Source organism: Paenibacillus hodogayensis, assembly GCF_039536325.1.
In the GTDB taxonomy this organism is placed as follows: Bacteria; Bacillota; Bacilli; order Paenibacillales; family NBRC-103111; genus Paenibacillus_AB; species Paenibacillus_AB hodogayensis.
This window is the reverse complement of sequence record NZ_BAAAYO010000006.1, coordinates 126584-149150: the sequence shown is the minus strand read 5'-3', so window position 1 is coordinate 149150 and position 22567 is coordinate 126584. Positions and strand designations below refer to the sequence as shown.

Annotated in this window: 24 protein-coding genes; 18 read left to right on the top strand and 6 right to left on the bottom strand. The window is 56.6% G+C overall.

The window, feature by feature from the left end; genetic code table 11:
• The first annotated feature begins 102 nt into the window (after positions 1-102).
• Positions 103-996: a fumarylacetoacetate hydrolase family protein gene (locus tag ABD796_RS11825; RefSeq protein ID WP_344907821.1), complete on the top strand. Its 894-nt coding sequence runs from the start codon at positions 103-105 to the stop codon at positions 994-996.
• A gap of 236 nt (positions 997-1232) precedes the next feature.
• Positions 1233-1409 carry a hypothetical protein gene (locus tag ABD796_RS11820; RefSeq protein ID WP_344907818.1) on the top strand — a complete coding sequence of 59 codons (177 nt, stop codon included), beginning with the start codon at positions 1233-1235 and terminating at the stop codon, positions 1407-1409.
• A gap of 135 nt (positions 1410-1544) precedes the next feature.
• On the opposite strand, the gene trhA is transcribed toward ABD796_RS11820, so the two are convergent.
• Both trhA and ABD796_RS11810 read right to left on the bottom strand, forming a co-directional pair.
• Positions 1545-2192 (bottom strand): PAQR family membrane homeostasis protein TrhA, encoded by a 648-nt coding sequence (gene trhA / locus ABD796_RS11815; protein ID WP_344907815.1) that lies wholly within the window; start codon positions 2190-2192, stop codon positions 1545-1547.
• Between the two features lie 92 nt (positions 2193-2284).
• Positions 2285-4498, bottom strand: coding sequence for a HelD family protein (locus ABD796_RS11810; protein WP_379119909.1), 2214 nt, complete (start codon positions 4496-4498; stop codon positions 2285-2287).
• Positions 4499-4725: 227 nt separating this feature from the next.
• On the opposite strand from ABD796_RS11810, the gene ABD796_RS11805 reads away from it, so the two are divergent.
• On the top strand, positions 4726-5589 hold the full coding sequence (locus ABD796_RS11805; RefSeq protein WP_344907808.1) for a sugar phosphate isomerase/epimerase family protein: 864 nt from the start codon (positions 4726-4728) through the stop codon (positions 5587-5589).
• A gap of 18 nt (positions 5590-5607) precedes the next feature.
• On the top strand, positions 5608-6474 hold the full coding sequence (locus tag ABD796_RS11800) for a MurR/RpiR family transcriptional regulator (protein WP_344907805.1): 867 nt from the start codon (positions 5608-5610) through the stop codon (positions 6472-6474).
• A 153-nt stretch (positions 6475-6627) separates the two neighbouring features.
• Here ABD796_RS11800 and ABD796_RS11795 read toward each other — a convergent pair whose 3' ends face one another.
• Positions 6628-7530 (bottom strand): helix-turn-helix transcriptional regulator, encoded by a 903-nt coding sequence (locus tag ABD796_RS11795; protein ID WP_344907802.1) that lies wholly within the window; start codon positions 7528-7530, stop codon positions 6628-6630.
• Between the two features lie 167 nt (positions 7531-7697).
• Between ABD796_RS11795 and ABD796_RS11790 the strand changes: the two genes are divergently transcribed.
• From ABD796_RS11790 to ABD796_RS11765, 6 genes are all read left to right on the top strand, one after another.
• Positions 7698-8519 carry a M55 family metallopeptidase gene (locus tag ABD796_RS11790; RefSeq protein WP_344907799.1) on the top strand — a complete coding sequence of 274 codons (822 nt, stop codon included), beginning with the start codon at positions 7698-7700 and terminating at the stop codon, positions 8517-8519.
• Positions 8520-8525: 6 nt separating this feature from the next.
• On the top strand, positions 8526-9863 hold the full coding sequence (locus ABD796_RS11785) for a DegT/DnrJ/EryC1/StrS family aminotransferase (protein WP_344907797.1): 1338 nt from the start codon (positions 8526-8528) through the stop codon (positions 9861-9863).
• Positions 9864-10107: 244 nt separating this feature from the next.
• Positions 10108-10791 (top strand): metal-dependent hydrolase, encoded by a 684-nt coding sequence (locus tag ABD796_RS11780; RefSeq protein WP_344907794.1) that lies wholly within the window; start codon positions 10108-10110, stop codon positions 10789-10791.
• A gap of 261 nt (positions 10792-11052) precedes the next feature.
• Positions 11053-11901 (top strand): ABC transporter permease, encoded by an 849-nt coding sequence (locus ABD796_RS11775; protein WP_344907792.1) that lies wholly within the window; start codon positions 11053-11055, stop codon positions 11899-11901.
• Positions 11902-11907: 6 nt separating this feature from the next.
• Positions 11908-12699 carry an ABC transporter permease gene (locus tag ABD796_RS11770; RefSeq protein ID WP_344907789.1) on the top strand — a complete coding sequence of 264 codons (792 nt, stop codon included), beginning with the start codon at positions 11908-11910 and terminating at the stop codon, positions 12697-12699.
• Between the two features lie 15 nt (positions 12700-12714).
• Positions 12715-13695: an ABC transporter ATP-binding protein gene (locus tag ABD796_RS11765; protein ID WP_344907786.1), complete on the top strand. Its 981-nt coding sequence runs from the start codon at positions 12715-12717 to the stop codon at positions 13693-13695.
• 249 nt (positions 13696-13944) lie between these two features.
• Here the strand turns inward: ABD796_RS11765 and ABD796_RS11760 are convergent, their stop codons facing one another.
• On the bottom strand, positions 13945-14139 hold the full coding sequence (locus ABD796_RS11760; protein WP_344907783.1) for a DUF2188 domain-containing protein: 195 nt from the start codon (positions 14137-14139) through the stop codon (positions 13945-13947).
• A 152-nt stretch (positions 14140-14291) separates the two neighbouring features.
• Here ABD796_RS11760 and ABD796_RS11755 point away from each other — a divergent pair, with 152 nt between their 5' ends.
• The 8 genes from ABD796_RS11755 (at position 14292) to nrdF (ending at position 21654) form a co-directional block, all read left to right on the top strand.
• Positions 14292-14834 (top strand): MEKHLA domain-containing protein, encoded by a 543-nt coding sequence (locus ABD796_RS11755; protein WP_344907780.1) that lies wholly within the window; start codon positions 14292-14294, stop codon positions 14832-14834.
• A 7-nt stretch (positions 14835-14841) separates the two neighbouring features.
• Complete coding sequence (locus tag ABD796_RS11750) at positions 14842-15573, top strand: phosphonate ABC transporter ATP-binding protein (RefSeq protein ID WP_344907777.1); 732 nt, start codon at positions 14842-14844, stop codon at positions 15571-15573.
• Positions 15574-15585: 12 nt separating this feature from the next.
• Positions 15586-16374, top strand: a complete 789-nt coding sequence (locus ABD796_RS11745; protein WP_344907774.1) for an SDR family oxidoreductase — start codon at positions 15586-15588, stop codon at positions 16372-16374.
• A 156-nt stretch (positions 16375-16530) separates the two neighbouring features.
• A complete protein-coding gene (locus ABD796_RS11740; RefSeq protein ID WP_344907772.1) occupies positions 16531-17172 on the top strand; it encodes a hypothetical protein in 642 nt (213 codons plus the stop codon).
• Between the two features lie 108 nt (positions 17173-17280).
• Positions 17281-17775, top strand: coding sequence for a cysteine dioxygenase (locus ABD796_RS11735; RefSeq protein ID WP_344907769.1), 495 nt, complete (start codon positions 17281-17283; stop codon positions 17773-17775).
• A gap of 431 nt (positions 17776-18206) precedes the next feature.
• Positions 18207-18566, top strand: a complete 360-nt coding sequence (gene nrdI / locus ABD796_RS11730; protein ID WP_344907766.1) for a class Ib ribonucleoside-diphosphate reductase assembly flavoprotein NrdI — start codon at positions 18207-18209, stop codon at positions 18564-18566.
• Positions 18553-20637 carry a class 1b ribonucleoside-diphosphate reductase subunit alpha gene (nrdE, locus tag ABD796_RS11725; protein WP_344907763.1) on the top strand — a complete coding sequence of 695 codons (2085 nt, stop codon included), beginning with the start codon at positions 18553-18555 and terminating at the stop codon, positions 20635-20637. The genes nrdI and nrdE overlap by 14 nt, the downstream gene beginning before the upstream one ends.
• A gap of 66 nt (positions 20638-20703) precedes the next feature.
• The gene (gene nrdF, locus ABD796_RS11720; protein ID WP_344908935.1) at positions 20704-21654 is read left to right on the top strand and encodes a class 1b ribonucleoside-diphosphate reductase subunit beta; all 951 of its coding nucleotides are present in this window, start codon (positions 20704-20706) and stop codon (positions 21652-21654) included.
• A gap of 56 nt (positions 21655-21710) precedes the next feature.
• Here nrdF and ABD796_RS11715 read toward each other — a convergent pair whose 3' ends face one another.
• The gene (locus ABD796_RS11715; protein ID WP_344907760.1) at positions 21711-22130 is read right to left on the bottom strand and encodes a CBS domain-containing protein; all 420 of its coding nucleotides are present in this window, start codon (positions 22128-22130) and stop codon (positions 21711-21713) included.
• Between the two features lie 11 nt (positions 22131-22141).
• The gene (gene gerPC / locus ABD796_RS35650; protein WP_379119895.1) at positions 22142-22513 is read right to left on the bottom strand and encodes a spore germination protein GerPC; all 372 of its coding nucleotides are present in this window, start codon (positions 22511-22513) and stop codon (positions 22142-22144) included.
• Positions 22514-22567: the final 54 nt, after the last annotated feature.

Sequence of the window (22567 nt, the reverse complement as noted above, 5' to 3'; positions counted from 1 at the left end):
GAGCAACTGTCGGGCTAACCGCATTTGCCGGAACACGTTTGCATTCCCGGAGCAGCGGCGGCGGAACGTGCGCAAGAAGGACATTACAGGGAGGAACTCACGGTGAAACTCGTCACTATCCAAACCAATAATCAGGATCACCTGGGCGTCAAAACAGAACGCGGCATTTTGGACATTACGGCTGCGGCCCTTGCAGGCAAAGGCGGTTCGCTGCCGCAATCGATTCATGAGCTGATCGAAGGGGGAGCGGCAGCCCGCCAGGCGGTGGAATCGTTCGTAAGCGAAGCCGAAGCCGGTTCCGCCGAGTGGCTGGATGCGGCATCGGTCGTTTACGGCCCATGCGTAACCCGTCCGCAAAAAATCATTTGTGTCGGGCTGAACTACCGCAAGCATGCGGAAGAAACGAACGCCAAAATTCCCGAATACCCGATTTTGTTCAACAAGTTCAATAACGCCTTGACCGGCCATGGACACGACGTGGAGTTACCGGTAACCTCCAAGGAAGTCGACTACGAAGCCGAGCTGGCCATCGTTATCGGCCGCCGCACGAAGCACGTGACCGAAGAGCAGGCGCTCGACTACGTATTCGGCTATTGCAGCGCGAACGATTTGTCCGCCCGCGATTTGCAGCTGCGCACGAATCAATGGATGCTGGGCAAAGTCAGCGACGGCTTCGCGCCGATCGGACCGGAGCTGGTCACGGCGGATGAAGTGCCCGATCCGAACAACCTGCAGATCCGCTGCGAAGTAAACGGCGTACAACGTCAAAACTCCAATACGTCGGACATGATTTTCAACTGCAAAGAAATTATCAGCTACTTGTCCCGCCATCTGACGCTGGAGCCGGGCGATATTATTTTGACCGGAACGCCGGAAGGGGTCGTGCTCGGATACCCGCCGGAAAAACGCGTGTATTTGCAGCCGGGCGACGTCGTGACGGTAGAGATCGAGAAGCTCGGCCGCATTACGAACCGCATGGTCGCCGAGAACGTGTAACGCTAGTTCGCATAGCATGTGCAGGGAAGCGCCTTGTTGCAAGGCGCTTCTTGTCGTTGACCGACCCCTTGCCGTTAGGCGCTGACATGAACCCGTAATGGCAGCAGGATCGATGGAGCAAGCTGCAGGTCGAAAAAATACCGTTGGTTCGTGAACATTGGATGACACTTTCGCCGGACGGCTTCATAGAGTAGAGTAAGCCCGTATTCGAAGGTCCGGAAGGAGACGGTGTTGCGATGGTCACGTTCGTATTCGTCATGCTTGGCTGCTTCGTGTTTTTTGGCGCTGTGATCGCTCTCATTTACCGATGGATTCAGAACGACACGTACGCATACGACATGAGCTTCATATGGGATCGGCATGCGGTAACGCTGGAGCAGATGGAGTTTCAGAGGAAAACAACGACCCAATGACTGTAAGCGATTTCGCGATCACCGAAACTGTTCTCCCTGTCGAACCACTGACAAAGTTTGTTCGCCTTAGATGCAGAAAAGACCGTTTTAAGCCTGTCATGGCTTTAAACGGTCTTTCTTTAAGCCGGTTCCGCATCAAACCGCCGCGCCCGGCATCGGCAGCACATAGAACAGGATGGCGATAAAATGGCAGACGCTTCCGCCGATTACGAACGTATGCCAAATCGCATGATGGTACGGCACTTTGCGCCACACGTAGAAGACGGTTCCTACCGTGTACAGGATGCCGCCGCCGACCAGCCACAGCAAGCCGTTCCAGGGCAACTGCTCGTACAGCGGCTTGATGGCGAATACGATCAGCCAGCCCATGCCGATGTAGAACAGGGTGGACAGCATAATGAACTTATCGACGAAATACGCCTTGAACACGATCCCGGCAACCGCCAGCCCCCATACGATACCGAAAATCGTCCAGCCTAGCGGTCCGCGCAGCGTAACGAGCAGGAAGGGCGTGTACGTGCCGGCGATCAGCAGATAGATGGCCGAATGGTCGAGTATTTCGAAAATATGCTTGACCTTGCCTTCCCGGAAGCTGTGCAGCAGCGTCGAGCACGTATACAGCAGGACAAGCGTCGTTCCGAATATGCTGAAACTGACAATGTGCCAGACGTCGCCGTGCATGCAGGCGAACACGACCAGTATAGCCAAGGCGGCGGCGCTCAGCATGGCGCCGATTCCATGGCTGATCGCGTTGGCGATTTCCTCGCGAACGGAATACCTCATGCGAAACCTCCCCGATTGGTTCTGTTCTGTTCATTGTACCCGATCGGGGCGGAGAATGAAAGTTTACTGCGCGGCCAGCTTGCCCCTGCGGCTTACGCTTCGATGTGCTTCGCGCAGTCCCCGTCGGCGCCGTCAAGCAGCGGGGAAGGCTGTCCGACGTACAGCACCCACAAGTCGTGCAAGGCGCGCGTACAGCCGACATAGAGCAGCTTCGCATCGTGCTCGCCGCCCCCGTACCGCGTGTCGTCGGCATCGATAAGCACGACCGCGTCGAATTCCAAGCCTTTGGCAAGGTGCACGGGCACGACGGACAAACCGCCTTCATACTTGTGATGCTGCGCGTCGATCAAGGTGGCCGATATATCCGCATGGAGCAGCGCCGTATGCAGCTCCTTGCATTCCCGTTCCGTCCGGCCGATAACGGCGATCGTCGCGGACGGGCCGTCCTCCAGCTTGCGGATCGTCCGGACGATCGTCTCGATCCGCTTGTCCGCGTCGTGACGGACGACCTTCACTTTGTCGCCGCTGCGGAATACCGGGACCGCCTGCATCGCCTCCGGCAAGCCGTTGGCCAGAATGACGTTGGCGAACCGGATAATTTCCATCGTCGAGCGGTAGCTGCGCTCCATCTGATAGTAGGCGCGGGCTTCGGCGTCGAACAGGCCGAGAAACTCGTCCCAGGAGCGAATTCCCTTGTAGGCGTGTATGCCTTGGGACAAGTCGCCCAGAATGGTGAACGAACCGCTTTTCACGTGCCGGTGCAAGAGGGCGACCTGGAATGGGGAAAAGTCCTGCGCCTCGTCGATCACGACGTGATCGAACGTGCGTTCCCCTTCGGCGCCGTGCATGAACTCCCGGATCAGCATAAGCGGGGCGAGATCTTCGGGAAATAGTTTCTTTTTGGCAAAAGCCTTCAACGACTCCTCCGCGATAGCCGCGGGCATCGTCCAGCCATCCGGCATCGCTGCTGCCGACTTCGTGCCGGTCTCGTCCGGGAACAGCGACCTGTAGAAGGACAGGGGCGTTTCATCCGGCCACGACTTCCAGTACGTTTTCAGCTTCTGGGACGCCTTTTTCTTGCGATCCTTCCGGACGTTCGGGTCGCGCACGTCGTTCAGCGCCATTTCCAGCCAGCGCTTGATTCTCGACTCGAGACGCTCTTTGCGCTTCATTAAAGGATAGTGCCGGTATTCCTCGTAAAACCATTCGCGGACGGTGCCGGCCTGCAAGGTGCGGCCCGGCCATGCTTCGAAATCCGCCGCTTCCGGCACGAAAGTCCGCTCGTATTCGCGCAAGGCGGCTTCGATCGCCCGCATGAAGCTTACGGAACCTTTGAACCGCCCCGGCGCGGTGTCGTCGATTACCGGCTTTTCGGTCCCGTAGGCGAACCAGCGCTCGCGGCGTTCCGTTTCGTCGGCCAGCGTCACCCGTTCTCCAATGGCCTCCAGCGCCCAATCCTCGAACGTCGTCTGCTGAATGTGGCCGACCCCGAGCTCGGGCAGCACGGAGGAAATATAGTCAAGGAACATCCGGTTGGGCGCGAAAATAATCATCCGCTCGGCGCGGATTTGTTCCCGGTATTGATACAGCAAATAGGCGAGACGATGCAGCGCCACGGTCGTCTTGCCGCTACCGGCGACCCCTTGAATGACGAGCGCCGTATTTTTTGCCGAACGGATAATCCGGTCTTGCTCGGCCTGGATCGTCGAGACGATATCGCGCAGCTTGTTGTCCTTGTTCTCGCCGAGCCGGTACAGCAAAAACTCGTCGGTTACCGCCGGACTGCCGCTGCTGCGGTCGTACGTATCGACGACGCGCTGCAGGATCTGCTTGCGGACGACCAGGTTGCGCTTTAAATAAACGAGCCCTTCGATCACGCCTTCCGGCGCTTCATAAACGGCAGGGCCTTCGCCTCCGGTGAACGAATAGAAGAGGCTGGCCACGGGGGCGCGCCAGTCGATCACGAGCGGATCGCCGGTCGAGTCGTTCTCTACGCCGAATTTGCCGATGTAGAGCGGCCGTGCGGACCCTTCCCGTTGTTCCTGAAAATCGAGACGGCCGAAGTAAGGCTCGTCAGTGGCTCCGGCCAAGTTGCGCCGCGCCGTCTCGCGAATCGATTCGAGCACTTGCTCGGTCAGATTGTCTCCGAAATACCGCGGAACAGCTTGCAGGTCGCTCAGCTTCCGGTCGATCCAGGCCGACGTACGCTCCAGCTTTTCCAATTCCTCTTGATAGGCACTTTGAATCTCCAATTCAGTTACCTCCAACCGTTCGGCTTGACGTTCTTTTAAAAAACAGACCTTCATACTACCATACAGCGGGGAGAAAAGGAAATCCGACTTCCGGTATAGTCGTTTTTTCCGGCAGGAACAGCGGTGAGCGTCTGTTCTTTTCGGAAGTGCGGCAAAGTATCGCCTCCTTTATAAGGAAGAAAAGGAACAGTCCCGGAGAGCTTCCGGTGAAAAAAATGGCAGACAAACCGCCATGCTCCGGTTACAATGATAAAGGATAAAATCAATCGGAGGGATTAAACATGAAACTAGGAGTAAGCACTTATAGCTTGTCAAGGGCGATAGCGGCCAACGAATTCGATGTGCTTGGCGCTATCCAATGGATCGCCGACAACGGAGGCCAGCATGTCGAGATCGTACCGATCGGATTTTCGCTGGATAATGACACCGACCTGACCGACGCCATCGTCAACAAAGCGGCTGAAGTCGGAATCGACATTTCCAACTACGCGATCGGAGCCAAGTTCATTGATCTGGACGAAGCGGGCTACCGCGCCGAGATCGAGCGCATCAAAAAGCATGTCGACGTAGCCAACCGGCTCGGCGTCAAGCGGATGCGTCACGATGTGGCCAGCCGTCCGATTCCCGATACGACAACCGCGCAATTCGAAAAAGATTTCGATATCATCGTCAAGGCCAGCATAGAGCTCGCCGATTACGCCAGCCAATTCGGCATCGTCACCAGTATCGAAAACCACGGCTTCCTCGTTCAAGCGACCGAGCGGGTACACCGGGTGATCGAGGCGGTTAACCGTCCCAACTTCCGCCATACGATCGATATCGGCAATTTCTTGTGCGCGGACGAGAATCCGGTGTCGGCCGTCAAGAAAAGTTTGCCGTACGCTTCGATGGTCCATTTCAAAGACTTCTACGTGCGTCCGTCCTACCGCAACCCGGGCGACGGCTGGTTCCGTTCCGCAAGCGGCAACTATTTGCGCGGAGCGGTGGTCGGACAGGGCGATATCGACATGTACGAGGTGATCCGTCTCGTGAAGGAGTCGGGGTATGACGGCTATATCTCGATCGAATTCGAGGGCAAAGAGGAATGCAAATGGGGGACGAAAACGGCTCTGGACAATGCGTTCCGTATATGGAACGAAGTGTAAGCCGTTCGTGAAACGTCTATGAAACATGCGAAAATACCGGATCTGAACAATACGCTGCTGAAAATATCCAGCATTTATACGTCCTTGACGAAGTCGGAGCAAAAAGTCGCGGATGTCGTCATGAAAGAGCCCGAAGCTGCGGTATTCTACACGATTACCGATCTTTCGGAGAAGGCCGGCGTCGGCGAAACGTCGGTCATCCGGTTTTGCCGGAAGCTGGGGTTTAAAGGGTACCAGGAATTCAAGCTGTCCGTCGCCCAAAACTTGTCGACCCCGTCGCAAAACATCCATGGCGACATTCAGGACGAAGACGAGTTATCCGTTGTCGTGCAGAAAATCAGCGCCATGAACCGGCAAAACATCGAGAATACGACGACGCTGCTCGACGAGGAAAGCTTGCGCAAGGCGATCGCGATCATTCGCGAGGCGAAGAAGCTGTTTTTTTTCGGCGTCGGCTCCTCCGGCATCACCGCGCTTGACGGCAAATACCGGTTCATGCGGCTCGGGTACGAGTGCTCGGCCGAGAATGACGCCCATATTATCGCCATGAACGCGGCTCTGTTGAAGAAAGGCGACGTGGTGGTAGGCGTATCGACGTCCGGCAGCACGAAGGATCTGGTGGACGCGCTGGAAATCGCCAAGCGGAGAGGCGCACGCATTTTGTGCCTGACCAGCCATGCCCGTTCTCCTATTACGCAGTTTGCCGACGTGGTGCTGCTGACCGCTTCCAAGGAAAGCCCGCTTCAAGGAGGCTCGTTTTCTTCCAAAATGTCACAAATCCACGCGCTGGACGTACTGTCCACCGCCGTGGCGCTCGGCCAGAAGGAGCGGACGTACGAAGCTTTGGAGATGACGGCCAAAGCCGTTCTGGACAAGCTGTACTGAACACGCGCGATATCGCTATTGCATAAAAACGCTCACCCGGTTACGCTTTCGAGGCGTACCGGATGAGCGTTTTTTGTCGTTGATTCCTAAACGACCGACGAATCCGCGAGAGGAAGGCCTGCGCGAACCCCAATAGGAACCTCCCATCGGACGCTAAGGCTGCCGCGGGTCGCGGTCCGTTCGCATGGCGCTGCGGAATTCGCTGGCCGTCTGTCCGTACATCTCGCGGAAGGCGCGGGCGAACGTGCGGAACGAATCAAAGCCGGTGGCGGCGGCAATATCGGTTACATACATGTTGGTATGCAGCAGCAGGGTAGCCGCGCTTTCCATGCGCAGCTGCTTGACATAATCGTGGAACCTTTTTCCGGTATGCTCCTTGAACAAGCGGCTGATGTGGGGCACGCTGTAGCGGAACGTATGGGACAGATGCTCGAGCGTCAGCGTCTCGGAATAATGCGTATGCACATATTGCAAAAGGGGAGAAAGCTTCACCTTCTCCTCGGTCTCGCCGGACGTCGCTGCGGCGGGGGCGCGAGTACCGGCCCGAATAAACAGCAGCATCGCCTCGATCAGCTTGCAGCGGATCATTTGGCGTTTGCCGGGGCTGTCCGGGAGCGCGTATTCCTCGTGAAGCTGCTCCAGTGTCGTCAGCATCCGTTCGGCTGCGGTTCCTTCGAAGTCGGCGAAGGAGGACGAGGTCGTCCCGATACCGTACAGCAGCCGTGAAAACTCGGGGTCTTCGCGATCGCCGAACAGCAGCGGCAGGTCGAACATGCAGCGGTATTTGGTCATCGGCCGCTCGGAATCGCTTTCCAGCTTGTGCATATGATGCGGCAGCAGGAAGGAAACCGTGCCCGGCCGGATCCGGTGCACCGCCCCATTGATCGATTCGGTGCCGTTCCCTTCCACGAAATAAGACAGCTCGGCATAGTCGTGATGGTGCAGCGGCGTATAAACAACCTCGCCGACATTAATGAAGAAACGCTGCTGCCCGTCCGCGCTCATCGGCAGTCCGCCTATATGATCCTGGTATTCCGGATAGTTCGTCTTCGGCATGGCCGTCCCACCCCGTGAAAAAAATGACAGCTCGCAAGGACGTTTCTGTCATACGTCTCTGTTCCCTTTATTATATAGTTACCAGTGAGAAAGGAAAGCCCCTATTTGCTGCCTGGCAGAGGGCAAGGCATGTTCGTTCAATATGCGGTTCAGGGAGAGATTCGAGCATGAAAGTCATGGTCATGACGGACATGGAGGGCGTGGCGGGAATGATCAATCACGACGATTGGGTCGTGCCCGGAGCCCGCTATTACGAGGAAGGCAAGAAGCTGCTGACGCTGGAGACGAATGCGGCGATCGAAGGCTTGGCGGCCGGAGGCTTCACCGAATTTCTGGTCGTGGACGGGCACGGCTACGGAGGCGTCAACCATTTGCTGCTGGACCCGCGGGCGCAGTTCGCGCGCGGTCCCTACGACGGCAATCTGTACACGCTGCTGAACCCGTCGTTCGACGCGATCGTCTGGGTCGGTCAGCATGCGAAAGCGGGTACGCCTTACGCGCAGATGGCCCATACGGGCTGGTTTAACGTCATCGACTGCACGATCAATGGCGTGTCCGTCGGCGAATTCGGCCAAGTGGCTTTATGCGCAGCGTCCTATGGCGTCCGTTCGATTTTCGGCGCGGGGGACGAGGCGTTCGCCAAAGAAGCGGCCGAACTTGTTCCGGGCATCGAGACGGTCTCCGTCAAGCGCGGGCTAGTCCCGGGCAGCGGCGACGAATTCAATACGGAAGGGTACAAGGAGCGCAATAACGGGGCCATCCATCTTCACCCGGAGGTTGCCCGGGCCCACATACGCGAAGGCGCGGAAAAAGCGGCCAGAAGATTTGCCGACAACCGCGAACCATTCACTTTGTTGAAGACGGAAGCCCCGTTCCGGCGGGAAATCCGCTACCGCAGCGACGGCACAACCGCAGCCTATACGCGCCGCGACGAGTACGACAACATCATCAGTCTGTTAGGCGGAAAACCATACAAAAATCAGGAGTGAGCGAATATGATCGGAACGGAAAAGCTTTCTTTGTTAGGCGGACCGAAGGCGGTGCGCGAATCGCACGAGCCGATGTTCAAATGGCCGATTATTACCGAAGAGGACGAGGCTGCGGCTTTGCAGGTTCTGCGAGACGGAGCGATGTCCGGCACGAACATTACGAAACAATTCGAGCAGGAATTCGCCGAATGGCTGAACATGGACTACGCGCTCGCTTTCAACAACGGCACGAACTCGCTTTTGGGCGCGTTTTACGGCTGCGGGGTCGGGATCGGCGACGAGGTCATCTGTCCGAGCGTGACCTATTGGGCGACGGCATTGCCGGCTTATGCGCTGGGCGCCTCCATCGTGTTCGCGGAGATCGATCCGGTCACGCTTTGCCTCGATCCGAACGACATCGAGCGGCATATCAGCGAGAAGACGAAAGCGATCGTGGTCGTCCATTATTTGGGCCATCCGGCGGATATGGACCCGATTATGGAGATCGCCAGAAAGCATAACCTGAAGGTGATCGAGGACGTGTCCCATGCCCAGGGCGGCTTTTACAAAGGACGCCGGGTCGGCACGATCGGCGACGTCGGGGCGATGTCGCTCATGGCGGGCAAATCGTTCGCCATCGGCGAGGGCGGCATCTTCGTCACGAACGACCGTGAAATTTATGAGCGGGCGATCGCTTTGGGCCATTACGAGCGGTACAACGAGGAGATCAAGACGCCGTATCTCCAGCCGCATGCCGGTCTGCCTCTGGGCGGCTACAAATTCCGCATGCACCAGATCAGCTCGGCCGTCGGCCGCGTGCAGCTGAAATATTACGACGAGCGGATCAACGAGATCGACAAGGCGATGAACTATTTCTGGGACCGTCTCGAGGGAGTGCCGGGCTTGCGAGCGCATCGGCCGGCTCCCGGCTCGGGCAGCACGATGGGCGGCTGGTACGCGACCCACGGCCACTATGTGCCCGAAGAACTGGGCGGTCTGTCGGTCACCCGTTTCTGCGAAGCGGTGCGCTCCGAAGGCGTGCCGATCGGACCGGGCTGCAACCTGCCGCTGCACCTGCATTCGCTGCAGCACGACGCCGACGTATACGGCCATGGCAAACCGACGATTATCGCCAACGCTTCCCGCGACCTGCGCCAGCCGAAGGGCAGCTTGCCGGTGTCCGAGGGCATCGCGGCTCGTGTGTATTCCATTCCGTGGTTCAAGCATTACGAGCCGGCCATTATCGACCAGTACGTGGAGGCGTTCCGCAAAGCGGCGCTGCAATACAACGATTTGCTGGCAGGCGATTCGGGCAATCCCGAGAAGCTCGGCGGCTGGAACTTTTTCCGGCAAAAGGCCGACTGACCGGTCTAGTCCGGCTAAGCGGCTCCTTCCCGAAGCGGGGGAGCCGCTTAGCGTGCGTTTGTATCCTATGCGTCGTTTGTTCCGCCTCTCCGGCGGTGTGAGCGTCTGCCATTTTCCGATCCCCGTGCGCTTATCGCCGCGGGGCTTTTTTGGCTGCGCCCGTCCGCATGGCGTTGGCTTCGATGCGGCATTTTAGGTACAATAAAGGAGTGTCCCATTATATGGATGAAACGAGGTTTTCGACATGAACATTACGTATTACGGCCACTCCTGCTTGTATGTGGAGAACGGCGGAACGAAAGTGATTATCGACCCTTTTTTGTCCGGCAATCCGGCCTCCGGCATATCGCCAGACGAGATCGAAGCAGACGCGGTGCTGCTCACGCATGCGCATGACGACCATTTCGGAGACAGTATCGAGATCGCCAAGCGCAACGACTGTCCGATCGTGGCGGTATTCGAGCTGGCTATGCACTGTATCCGTCTGGGGGCGAAGGCGCATGCGATGAATATTGGCGGCAGCTATTCATTTGACGGTTTCCGCGTCAAATTTACGCAGGCGTTTCACGGATCTTCCTTGCGCGAAGGGGATCAGTATTTGTATGCCGGGCAGCCGGCGGGCATCCTGCTGACGATGGGCGACAAGACGATTTTCCATGCTGGCGATACGTCCCTGTACAGCGACATGAAGCTGATCGGCGAGATGAACCCGATTGCTCTGGCGGCGCTGCCGATCGGCGACAACTTTACGATGGGGCCGGAGGAAGCGGTGTACGCTGCCCGCTGGCTGTGCGCCAAGCAGGTGATTCCGCTTCATTACAATACGTTTCCGCCGATACGCCAGGACGCTGGCAAGTTCGCCGCCATGCTGGCCGAGCACGATATTGCTTGCCACGTCATGTCCAGTAAAGAAACGATCACTCTCTGATAACCCATCAGGTAAGCCAAAAAGCAGCCAAGCAGGCTGCTTTTTTTCTTGGGCGCCAGCTAAGCGCGCTACGCCAAGTATCTTAAATCGATTTCACGGGGAAGGGGAGATTGAAAACTCCACATCTGGTTCATAAAATAACTATTCAGGTGATTTTGATCTATAAAAAAGGGTTTGACAAAGGTATTTTATGGCATTAATATGAAATGAAGTTAATATATTATTAGTATGAATCTATTGATTCATAAAAAATTTATTTATATGAATCAAAAAAGAAATTCATATAGAAACTACTATAAAAAGGGGGGTGATATTCTGAAAAACGTATACGTCAGCTTTGCTGAGAAGTCGTTCCGACAGCGGTTCGTCTATCGAGCCAACTCCTATTTTTATATCATCAGTTCGATCTTGCGCCTGTCCATTTTGATCAGCCTGTGGACGGCGCTGCTGGGCGAGGGGCAGGTCGTCAAAGGAACGACGCTGGAGGACATGACGGCGTTTGTGGTAATCAATATGGTTGTGCTGTCCATGACGCGCTCCAATATCGGCAACAAATTGGCCCAGCGCTTCGAGGACGGGACAATCGCCACCGATTTTATCCGGCCGGTCAGCCTGAAGTATTATTTGATTTCGGAGCAGATGGGTGAAAATCTGTACAGCGCGGTTTTTCATATTATTCCGGTTTGTGTAATCAGTGTGCTGTTCTTGCAGTTTCGTTGGCCGGACGAGCCGTGGCAATGGGCGATGTTTGCGCTTACGCTGCTGTTCGGGATGTGGCTCGTTTATCAAATTCATTATGTAGTCGGTTTATTAGTGTTTTGGCTGAAAACTTCGATGTATACGAACTGGATGCTGAGCGCCTTGATGGAACTGTTCGCCGGTTCCGTCGTGCCGCTGTGGTTTTACCCCGATCTGTTGTACAAGCTGGCGATGCTGCTGCCCTTTCGCTTTATCTCCTTCGAGCCGCTTGCTATCTTTCTGGGCAAGACGACGCTTGCGGCGAGTGTACAGGTGGCCGCTATGCAATTGGTCTGGATTTTTGTCTTGCTGCTTCTGGAGAAAGCGGTATGGCGGCAAGTGCAGAAGAAAGTCATTATTCAGGGAGGGTGAAGCCGTTTGGCGCTGTATGCTGCCTTTGTTCGCCTTAAGATGAAGGCGATGCTGGAATACCGGGGCGCCTTTTTTTTGCAGGGCATCTGTCAGGCTGCTTCCTACATGGCGGAGTTTGTCGTGCTGTGGATAGTGATCAGCCAGTTTCAGACGATCAACGGCTGGCTGCCCTATGAGGTGTTGTTCTTATATGCTTTGAATTTGCTTTCTTACTCGATCGCCGGCAGCTTTGTATACAGCACGGCATTCCAACTGCCGAGCATGGTGCAGAGCGGGAGCTTTGACGAAGTGCTGACCAAACCGATGAATCCGCTGCTGTATATGATCGGTCATCGTTTCGCTTACCAGTATGCCAGTCATATTGCCGTGTCGATCTTCATCCTCGTGCTGTGCTATCAACGGCTGGATCTTACATTTACATGGGTGAGCGCTTGTTATCTGGTGCTTGTCGTCGCCGGCGGAGCGATGATTCAGGCTTCGGCTTTTCTGTACACGTCGGTTCCGGTATTCTGGATGGTGCAAAATCAGGCGATTAGCGGCTTTGTGTTCGATCTGCGGGGGTTTATCCGCTACCCGATTTCCATCTACCACGCGGGCGTGCAGGTGGTGTTGACGCTGGTGCTCCCTTATGCGTTTGTCAATTTTTACCCGGCTCAATATTTCCTCGGCAAATCGGACTTTTTATTTTTTCATCCGGTCTTTCAGTATTTGACGCCGGTCGTGGGGCTGGTGCTCCTTATCGGCGCTTACGGGTTTTGGCAGCTGGGGATAAGGCACTACAAGAGTACAGGCTCGTAGAGTGGGGGAAACAAAGTGGCGTTTATCGAGGTGAAGCAAGTCTCGAAGGAGTTTGTCGTCTACAACAAAGCTAAAGGATTCCTGCCTTCGCTCAAATCGCTAGTCAGACGGGAGCAGTCGATCAAACAGGCGGTGCAGGATGTTAATTTTACAATCGGCCAAGGGGAGCTTGTTGCCTATATCGGACCGAACGGAGCGGGCAAATCGACGACGATCAAGATGCTTTCCGGTATTTTGCAGCCGACCGGCGGTACGATCGAGGTGGGCGGCATCGTACCGTACCGCGAGCGCAGGCGCAATGCGATGCGCATGGGCGTCGTATTCGGACAGCGCTCCCAGCTGTACTGGGATTTGGCGATGGAGGATACGTTTGATCTGTACAAGAAAATGTATAAGATCGAGGAGCGCCGCTACAAACATAATGTCGATTTTTACGTGGAACTGCTGGAAATGCAGGAGTTTCTGACCCGGCCCGTCCGCCAACTGAGTCTGGGACAAAAGATGAGGGCCAACTTGGCCGTCGCCCTGCTGCATGATCCGCAAGTCGTCTATCTGGACGAGCCGACGATCGGTCTGGACATTATCGCCAAAACGAAAATCCGCACGTTCATCCGCGAGATCAACAAAGAGAAAAACATTACGTTGATGCTCACGACCCACGATATGGACGATATCGAGCAGATTTGCAACCGGATCATCATGATCGATCACGGCCGCATCATTTATGACGGCTCGCTCGCGGCTTTCAAACAGGAGCACACCGGCGGCCATCTCATTACGGTCGATCTGGAGACGGAGGCGTTTCAGCTCGACGATCCCCGACTGACGCTGTACAAGGACGAGGGTATTCGCAAGACGGTGTTGTTCCAAAAAGAAGCGATTCCGGTCACCGAGGTTATTCAGAAGCTGACCGAGAAAAACCGCGTAATCGATCTCCAGATCAAGGAACCGAGTATCGAGGAAATTGTGAAGGGCATTTATGAGCAGCGGAAGTAGGATGGAGTATTGTTCAATTCTAATAGTTCCCATTTCATAGAGGAACTGATCCGGTTTCCTGATCGCGAATTCAGGGATTCCTTTAATAGAAGAAGCGCTCACGGAATGCATGCCATTTTCACCATAATGATCGCTGGATATGCGTCAAATTAGCCGTCCGTCCCTTAAGGGGGCGGGCGGTTTTGCTTATGGCTCTGACAAACTTCTGCTTGGGGACAGCAGCTGCGGCATTTGTTGCCGCGCGCACCGTCAGTGTCCTTTTTTGCGGATGCGCATATGCCGGTTCTCGCCCCATTCCTTGGCTTGGGCAGTGGCGATCGAGATGGCCCGGCTTTCCCCGTAGCCGTCCTCGAGCAGGGCGTTGGCGATCTCGATCGCCTTGTGACGGATCGGGGCCATAAAGTGCTTTAGCGAATCGGGATAATCGTCCTTGGTCCAAGGCATAGCGGTTCCTCCTTTAGACTGTTGTATTTATGCATCTTTACCCGTAAAGGGAGCCGTCTAATCGGCTTTCGGCGCAAAAGTGCGAAAGCGCTGCCGGTTTCGTTTCCGCAGGCGCTTTTCTTTGCTATGATAGAGGCGGAGGGAGTGCGCGCATGGAGGATCATCATCGGAACGACAATGGGGAGGAACACGCTCGCCTGCTTCTTGACAGCTACCGGAAGACGACGGGGCGCGAGCTGCTGGCGGTCGTGCCGGACGAGCCGCTGGCGGAGCAGCTGGACGAAGCGCCGTTCGTCATTTTGTCGCACGGGACGGAGAGCGACCCGGTGCTCAACTACGGAAACAGGCTGGCGCTTGCCTTATGGGAAACCGACCGGGACACGTTTACGTCGATGCCGTCGCGGCTGACGGCGGAGCCGATGCTGCGCGAGGGGCGGGAACGGCTGCTGGAGCAGGTTCGCCTGCATGGCTATTCGGATCGCTATGCAGGGGTTCGCATTGCCCTTACGGGCCGGCGGTTCCGCATCGAGAATGCGACGGTCTGGAATTTGACCGACGCAGAGGGGCGATACGCCGGACAAGCGGCAACATTCTCCGGCTGGACCGGACTTGATGAAGCCAATCATGGTATAATAGACGGGAAATGCCTTCATCCGGCAAACGAACGGCAGTCGCCGAGGCAAAAGGAGTCCTGATACGGGAATGATCATCGTACGCAACTTAACGAAAACATTGATCGACGGTCAAACGATACTGTCCAAGGTAAGCTTTCAGGTCGATAAAGGCGAGTTCGTCGTATTGATCGGGGCGAGCGGGAGCGGGAAGTCGACGCTGCTGAGCTGCATGGCGCTCCAGCAAAAGTGGACCGAAGGGCAGCTTATTATCGATGGGACGGAGCTGTCCGGCTCCAAATGGTCGGACAAGTTCAGTCTGCGCAAAGATTGGGCGTTCATGGAGGAACGGCCTGCGCTGAATCCGCGCAAAAATGCGCTCAAAAACGTGTTCAGCGGCCGTTTTTACCAACTGCCGCTGTGGCGCAAGCTGACGGGAACGATATCGACGGACGAGCATATACGGGCGATGGACTATCTGGAACGGGTCGGCCTGCTGGACAAGGCGAAGATGCTGCCCGCCGAGAAGCTGAGCGGCGGCGAGCAGCAGCGCGTAGCGATTGCGAGAGCGCTGGCTCAGGGCGCCAAGGTCATCCTCGCGGACGAGCCTACGAAGGGGCTGGACCCCGAGTCGGCCACGAAGGTGCTGCAGGATTTGCGCGCCCTGTGCAAGGAGCAGGACATGATCGTCATCGCAGCCATGCAAAATTTGGAGATGGCCGAGCGAAACGCTTCGCGGATATGGGGATTGGCCGGAGGCAGACTTGTGCTGGACATTCCGGCGCGCAAGCTGACGCAGCAGGAAAAAAATACGATCTTTTAGGAGCGGAGCGATATGGACTTGCAGCTGCATGACCGGACGGTCATCGTAACCGCAGGCAGCAAAGGCTTGGGCAAGGCGAGCGCTGTCGAATTTGCGCGCGAAGGGGCCAACGTGGTCATCGCCAGCCGCGATGCCGGGCATCTGGAGCAGGCGAAGGCGGATATCGCCAGTCTGACGGGAAAGGAAGCGCTGACCGTGCAAGCCGACGTCAGCCGCAAGGAAGATACCGCACGGGTGATCCGCGCGGCGGTCGGTTGGACCGGTCGTCTCGACGTGCTCGTCACGAATGCCGGCGGACCGCCGGGAGGCGGCTTCGACCAGTTCGGAGACGACGCATGGGAGGCGGCCTTCCAGCAAAACCTGATGAGCGTCGTCCGTCTGATCCGCGAGGCGCTGCCTCATATGCGGCTGCAGGGGGGCGGACGGATCGTCAATCTGACCTCGGTATCGGTCAAGCAGCCTATTCCCGATCTGATTTTGTCGAACGTCTTTCGCGCAGGCGTTTATGCGCTGACCAAGAGCTTGTCCGCGGAGCTGGGCAAGGACGCGATCCTGGTCAACACGGTTGGTCCCGGCTGCATCGAGACGGACCGCATCCGCGAACTGGACAGCCGCGCGGCGGAGCAGACGGGCTCGACCGAGGAGCAGGTGCGCTCGCGGCTTGCGGCGCAAATTCCGCTCGGACGGTATGGCACGGCCGAGGAATTCGCCAAGACGATCGTTTACCTCGGCTCGTTCGCCAATACGTACGTCACCGGGCAGGCGGTTTTGGTCGACGGGGGCATGGTGCGTGCCTTGTAGTCAGTCGTCGACGATAGGGACAGGCGGTGCCCGCTGGACGGGGCGCCGCCTGTTTGTCTTGTGCCGGGCGCGAGCCGCATCTGATTCGGCGGGAAGGTCCATAAAGGCGCTATGCTATACTGGAGCCAAAACGGAAATGGAGAGGGGATGGACGGGATGGAGCAAACGATAAGCCTCGTGCAGCGGCTGGCGGAGCGGAGACCGCTTCAGCGGCTGAAGCCCGTCGGCGGCGTATGGAGCGCGGAGCTCGACGACGCCATCGCACAGGCCAGGGCTGCCGTAGGGCGGTCCGGCACGGCGAAGGGAAAGAGGGGCGACGAGGCGCTGGCTTTTTGGGCGGGCCTGCATTTGTGGAACGACAGCCTGGACGTCTCGCATGCGATCTCGCAGCATATCGAGACGCCCACGGGCAGCTTGTGGCACGGCATCATGCACCGGATGGAGGGCGACTACGGAAACGCGAAATACTGGTTCGCCCGCGCCGGCGACCATCCGCTCTATGCTGACCTGCACCGGATCGCGGTCGGGCTATTGAAAAGCTCGGCGGAAACGGCGCTGCCCGGAGGAGCCGTCCGCAGTCGGGACGAGCTGACCGCGCTTGCGGAGGCGCGCGCATGGGACCCGCGCCGGTTTGTGGACGCCGTGGAGCGGCAAGTAACGCGAGAACGGGACCCGCAGGCTGTAAGTCTGCTGGAGCGGCTTCAATGGCACGAGACGGCGCTGCTGCTCGCTTACGGCTACCGCGAAGCGACGGGCGGGAACGAGCTGCCCGTGCCCGGCCTTTCGGCGAACGGATAAACAGGTATACGGTCCCCCCGCCATGCAGCCGAACCGGGCGCGCACCGGGCGCATATACATAGGCAAGGCGGTAATTCGCCCCCATTATACGCGGGGAGAGTGTCCCACATGCTGTTCATGACACGATTGGAAGAGGCGCTGGCGAGCCTGCGACGGCCCGATATGCGCGATTTGAAGGAGACGCTGTCTGCGGTCGGCTGTACGCCCCGTCAGGCGGAGCCTCATGTCGCGCAGCCCGACCGGCTGCCCTACGGACGGACGGTGCTGTTCCGCAATACCGAGGTCGAAGCGATTCTGGTGCACTTGCCGGCGCGGACCGGGACGTTCATCCACGACCATGGCGACTCGCTCGGCTGTGCCATCGTGGTGGAAGGAGAGCTTATCAATACGGTATTCCGCACGGATGGGCGCGGAGATGCAATATACGCTTCGGAGGAGCGCGTCCGTTCCGGACAATGCTTGTCTGCGCCGGCCGGACTCATTCACCGGATGCGCAATCCGGGCGCGGGGCGGACCGTGTCCCTGCACCTGTACGCCCCTCCTTTGACCGGGACGAAGACGTACGCGGAAGCCGATGAATATGTGCTCGATTACGTCATTTGAACGGCCGTTTTCCGGCCAAAACCCCCCACCGGAAAAATTTGGGGGGCTCTTTTTACGCACACTTTGAAAATAGTCGGGCTCATTTTCATTTTGGCCCGGGAAGGCAGACAGGGAGCGCGTTCGCAAAAAGTCAACCCCGTTTGCTAGAAAAATAGGCACCTCCCCGCATTGACATGCACAACATCTTGATATAAATTATTAAATACAAACTACATATTGTTGTGACGGTGACTTTTTCGTCTAGCAGCCAGCTGGACGCAAAACACGAGGCAGGAAGCGCGGCGCACGTAGCCGGCACGGTCTGTTGCAAAAATATGAACCCTACAGTCGATAGGAAAGCGTCCGCGTCATTGTGATGATGGCAGACGTTGTCTTTGGGCTGCGCGCGTACATATAGTCGCGCCGGGGATGTCGAGAGGAGATGCCACTAGATGTTGATTGTATACGATTCAAAGACAGGGAATGTGCGCCGGTTCGTCGGCAAACTGAATATGCCGGTTGTACCGATCGAAAGCGACATGACCATCGACGAGCCGTTTGTGCTCGTTACCTATACGACCGGGTTCGGCCAGGCGCCGGAGAAGACGTTGTCTTTTCTGAAGCGCAATTATGCCAAATTGGTCGGGGTGTCTGCGAGCGGCAATCGCAACTGGGGCGAAGGGTTCGCGAAAAGCGCGGACCGCATAGCGAATATGTACGACGTGCCGATTCTGAGCAAGTTCGAGCTGGCCGGCACGACGAACGATGTGGAACGATTCATGCGGGAGGTGAACGCAGTTGCGGCATATTGAGCTGAATAACATGCTGATGCAGCGTAATGAGGACGGATTTTTTCAACTGGACAAAGATCGGGAAGCGGTAGAAGCGTTCATGGAAGAAGTGGCTCGCAAGAGCGTTCGTTTTGCCGATACGGCGGAGAAAATCCGCTACATGATCGATCAGGACTTTTATGAGAACGTGCTCGAGCAGTACACGCTGGAGCAGGTGGAATACATATATGGCATCACTCACGGGTACAAGTTCGAGTTCCCTTCGTACATGGCGGCCTCGAAGTTTTACACCGACTATGCCGTCAAGAGCAACGACCGGTCGCTCTATCTGGAGCATTACGCCGACCGCGTGGCGATCGTGGCGCTTCATCTGGCGCGCGGCGATATGGACTCGGCCCGCTCGCTCGCCGAATCGATGATGGAGCGCCGGCTGCAGCCGGCCACCCCGACGTTCCTGAACGCGGGCAAGAGCAGAAGGGGCGAGATGGTATCCTGCTTCTTGCTGGAGCTGGACGATTCGCTGAATTCGATCAACTACGGCATCGGCACATGCATGCAGCTGTCGAAGATCGGCGGCGGAGTGGCGGTCAACCTGTCCAAGCTGCGCGGTCGCGGCGAGCCGATCAAGGGCGTCGAAGGCGCGGCCAAAGGCATCATGCCGGTGCTCAAGCTGATGGAGGACGCGTTCTCCTACGCCGACCAGATGGGGCAGCGCAAAGGATCGGGCGCAGGCTATTACAACATCTTCGGCTGGGACGTCATGGAGTTTCTCGATAGCAAAAAGATTAACGCCGACGAGAAGACGCGGCTCAAGACGCTTTCGATCGGGCTGATCGTGCCGAACAAATTTTACGAGCTGGCCGAGCGCAGCGAGCCGCTTCACGTGTTCGCGCCTTATTCCGTGTATGCCGCCTACGGCGAGCATCTCGACGATATGGACATGGAAGCGATGTACGACACGCTGCTCGCGGACAGCCGCGTACGCAAGAAGGTCGTCATGAGCGCTCGCGATATGCTGGTCAAAATCGCCACGATTCAGCTCGAATCCGGTTATCCGTATATCATGAACCGCAGCAACGCCAACCGCGTCCATGCGCTCAAAGATATCGGCGCGATCAAAATGTCCAATCTATGCACGGAAATATTCCAGCTGCAGGAAACGTCGGAGATCGGCGACTACGGTCAGGCGGATATCATCCGCCGCGACATCAGCTGCAACCTGGCTTCGCTCAACATCGCCAACGTGATGGAACACCGCAAAATCCGCGAATCGGTGCACGAAGGCATGATCGCCTTGACCGCCGTGAGCGACATGACCCACATTCTCAACGCGCCAGGCGTCGCCAAGGCGAACCGCGAGCTGCATTCGGTCGGACTCGGCGCGATGAACCTGCACGGCTATTTGGCCAAAAACTGCATTGCTTACGACAGCGTAGAAGCGATTCAGTTCGCACGGGCGTTCTTCATGGCGATGAACTTCTATTCGCTGGAAAAGAGCATGGATATCGCCCGCTCGCGCGGCGTCGTATTCGACGGGTTCGAACGGTCCGAATATGCCAAGGGCACGTACTTCGAGCGCTACGAGCGCGATGATTACCGTCCGGTATCCGAGAAAGTTCAGGAGCTGTTCGAAGGGATCGACCTGCCGACGCCGGAGGATTGGACCCGCTTGAAGGGACTCGTGCAGCAGCATGGCCTGTATCATGCCTACCGTCTGGCGATCGCGCCGACGCAAAGCATTTCGTATATTCAAAACGCAACCTCGAGCGTCATGCCGATCGTGGAACAGATCGAAACCCGGACGTATGCGAACTCGACGACTTATTACCCAATGCCTTACTTGAGCCGCGACAACTTCTTCTACTACAAATCGGCTTACAATATGGACCAGTTCAAGGTGCTCGATCTGATCGCCGAAATTCAATCCCATGTCGATCAAGGCATCTCGACCGTTCTGCACGTAAACAGCGACGTCACGACGCGCCAGCTGGCCCGTTATTACATCTATGCGGCCAAAAAAGGGCTGAAGTCGCTTTATTACACCCGGACGAACCGGCTGTCCGTCGAAGAATGCATCAGCTGTTCGGTGTAACGGCTCTCGACGCAGCTGGGCGAAAAAGGAGAACGCAACTATATGAATACGAACGGCAAAGGGCCGATGAAAGCCGTCAACTGGAATCGCCCTGACGACGACTTCACGAATACGTTCTGGAGTCAAAATATTATGCAGTTTTGGACGGACGAGGAAATTCCGTTGTCCGACGACAAAATGTCGTGGATGACGTTAACCGATAGCGAGCGCGAGCTCTACATGAAGGTGCTTGGCGGCCTGACCTTGCTTGACACGGTGCAGGGCGGCGTCGGGATGCCGAAGATCATGGAGCATGTCGACGGGCTTCAACGCAAAGCCGTGCTCGGCTTTATGGGCATGATGGAGCAGATTCACGCCAAATCGTACAGCAGCATCTTCACGACGCTGGCGACGACCGAGGAAATCGACGACGTGTTCCGCTGGGTGGAGAACAATCGCTGCCTGCAGACGAAGGCGGAGACGATCGCTCAATATTACCGCTCGATCGAGACGCGCAAGGACCTGTATTTGGCGATGGCGGCTTCCGTGCTGCTGGAAAGCTACTTGTTCTACAGCGGCTTTTTCTATCCGCTGTACTTGGCCGGTCAGGGCAAGATGACGAGCAGCGGCGAGATCATCGATCTTATTTTGCGCGACGAAAGCATTCACGGGTTGTATGTAGGCGTCTTGGCCCAAGAGGTGTACGCCGAATTGGAGCCCGACGAGCAGAAGGACGCGCTGGAAATTTTCAATGGCCTGCTGCAATATTTGCACCGCAACGAGGAGCAGTATACCGAGGAGCTGTATTCGTCTCTAGGCCTCGTGGACGAAGTGAAGAAATTCGTAGGCTACAACGCCAACAAGGCGCTCATGAACTTGGGGCTTGATCCGATTTTCCCCGATGAGGAAGTCAATCCGATCGTGCTCAACGGGATCAGCACGCGGACGAAGCAGCACGACTTTTTCTCCAAAAAAGGGAACGGCTACGTACGGACGACCAACGTGGAGCATCTGACTGACGACGATTTCCGGTTTTAACGAACAAAGACAAAGCCGCGACCCTCCGGGGATCGCGGCTTTGCTGTTTCTTGCCGTTATTGCTTCGCTGCCGCAGTAAACAGCTGCGAGGCGCAGTATTCGATAATGTCGCTGCGGCGGACGATCCCGATAAAGTGCTGGCGGTCGTCCGTGACCGGAACGAAGTTTTGCGCTTTGGCTTTGGAGATCAGATCGTTCATATTGGCGTCGATATGAACCGGCGCGTTATGCATTCTCATCGGTACGGACGAGAGCAGGTGGCGGTGGGCGTTTTCGAACGTGACGTCGGGCGTGTTTTTGAAAAACCAGAGCAGGTCTCCCTCCGTAATCGTGCCGAGATAATGGCCCTCGTCGGAGAGGACCGGCACGGCTGTGTAACGGTGGAATTCCATGCGCTCCAAAGCTTGCCGTAGCGTCGACTGCGAAGTGAGGCAGATCACTTCGTGTTTCGGTATAAGAAAAAAGGCTATATTCATCCGGTTACCCCTTACCCTAATTTGGTCTCTGTTCTATTATACAGGGAAATGGGTCTTCTGACTAATGTACAAGGGGATGGAAACTTTAAAACATCCGCAGCATCACGGGGCATCGCAAAAATCAAGGCAGACTTACGAGGGTTATCCGTACTCGGCGAAAAGGCCATGTTTTCGGCGATATGTCCCTGATCGGTTTTCATTTTCTCGATCATGTCTCGCAATTGTTCGGCGGTTCCGGTGGATGTCAGACCGATGTTCAACGTACCTTTCAGTTCGTTGACATGCAGCTCCTGAATTTTGTAGGTAATATTCGGGGGCGTTGTTTGCTGAAGAGATTTGTACGATTTTTCACACAAGTGGTCTCCAAAGCGAATCCAATTCATGCCTGTTGTGCGAAAAATCGTACAAAAAGCAAGACGCGGCATACAAAAAGCGAA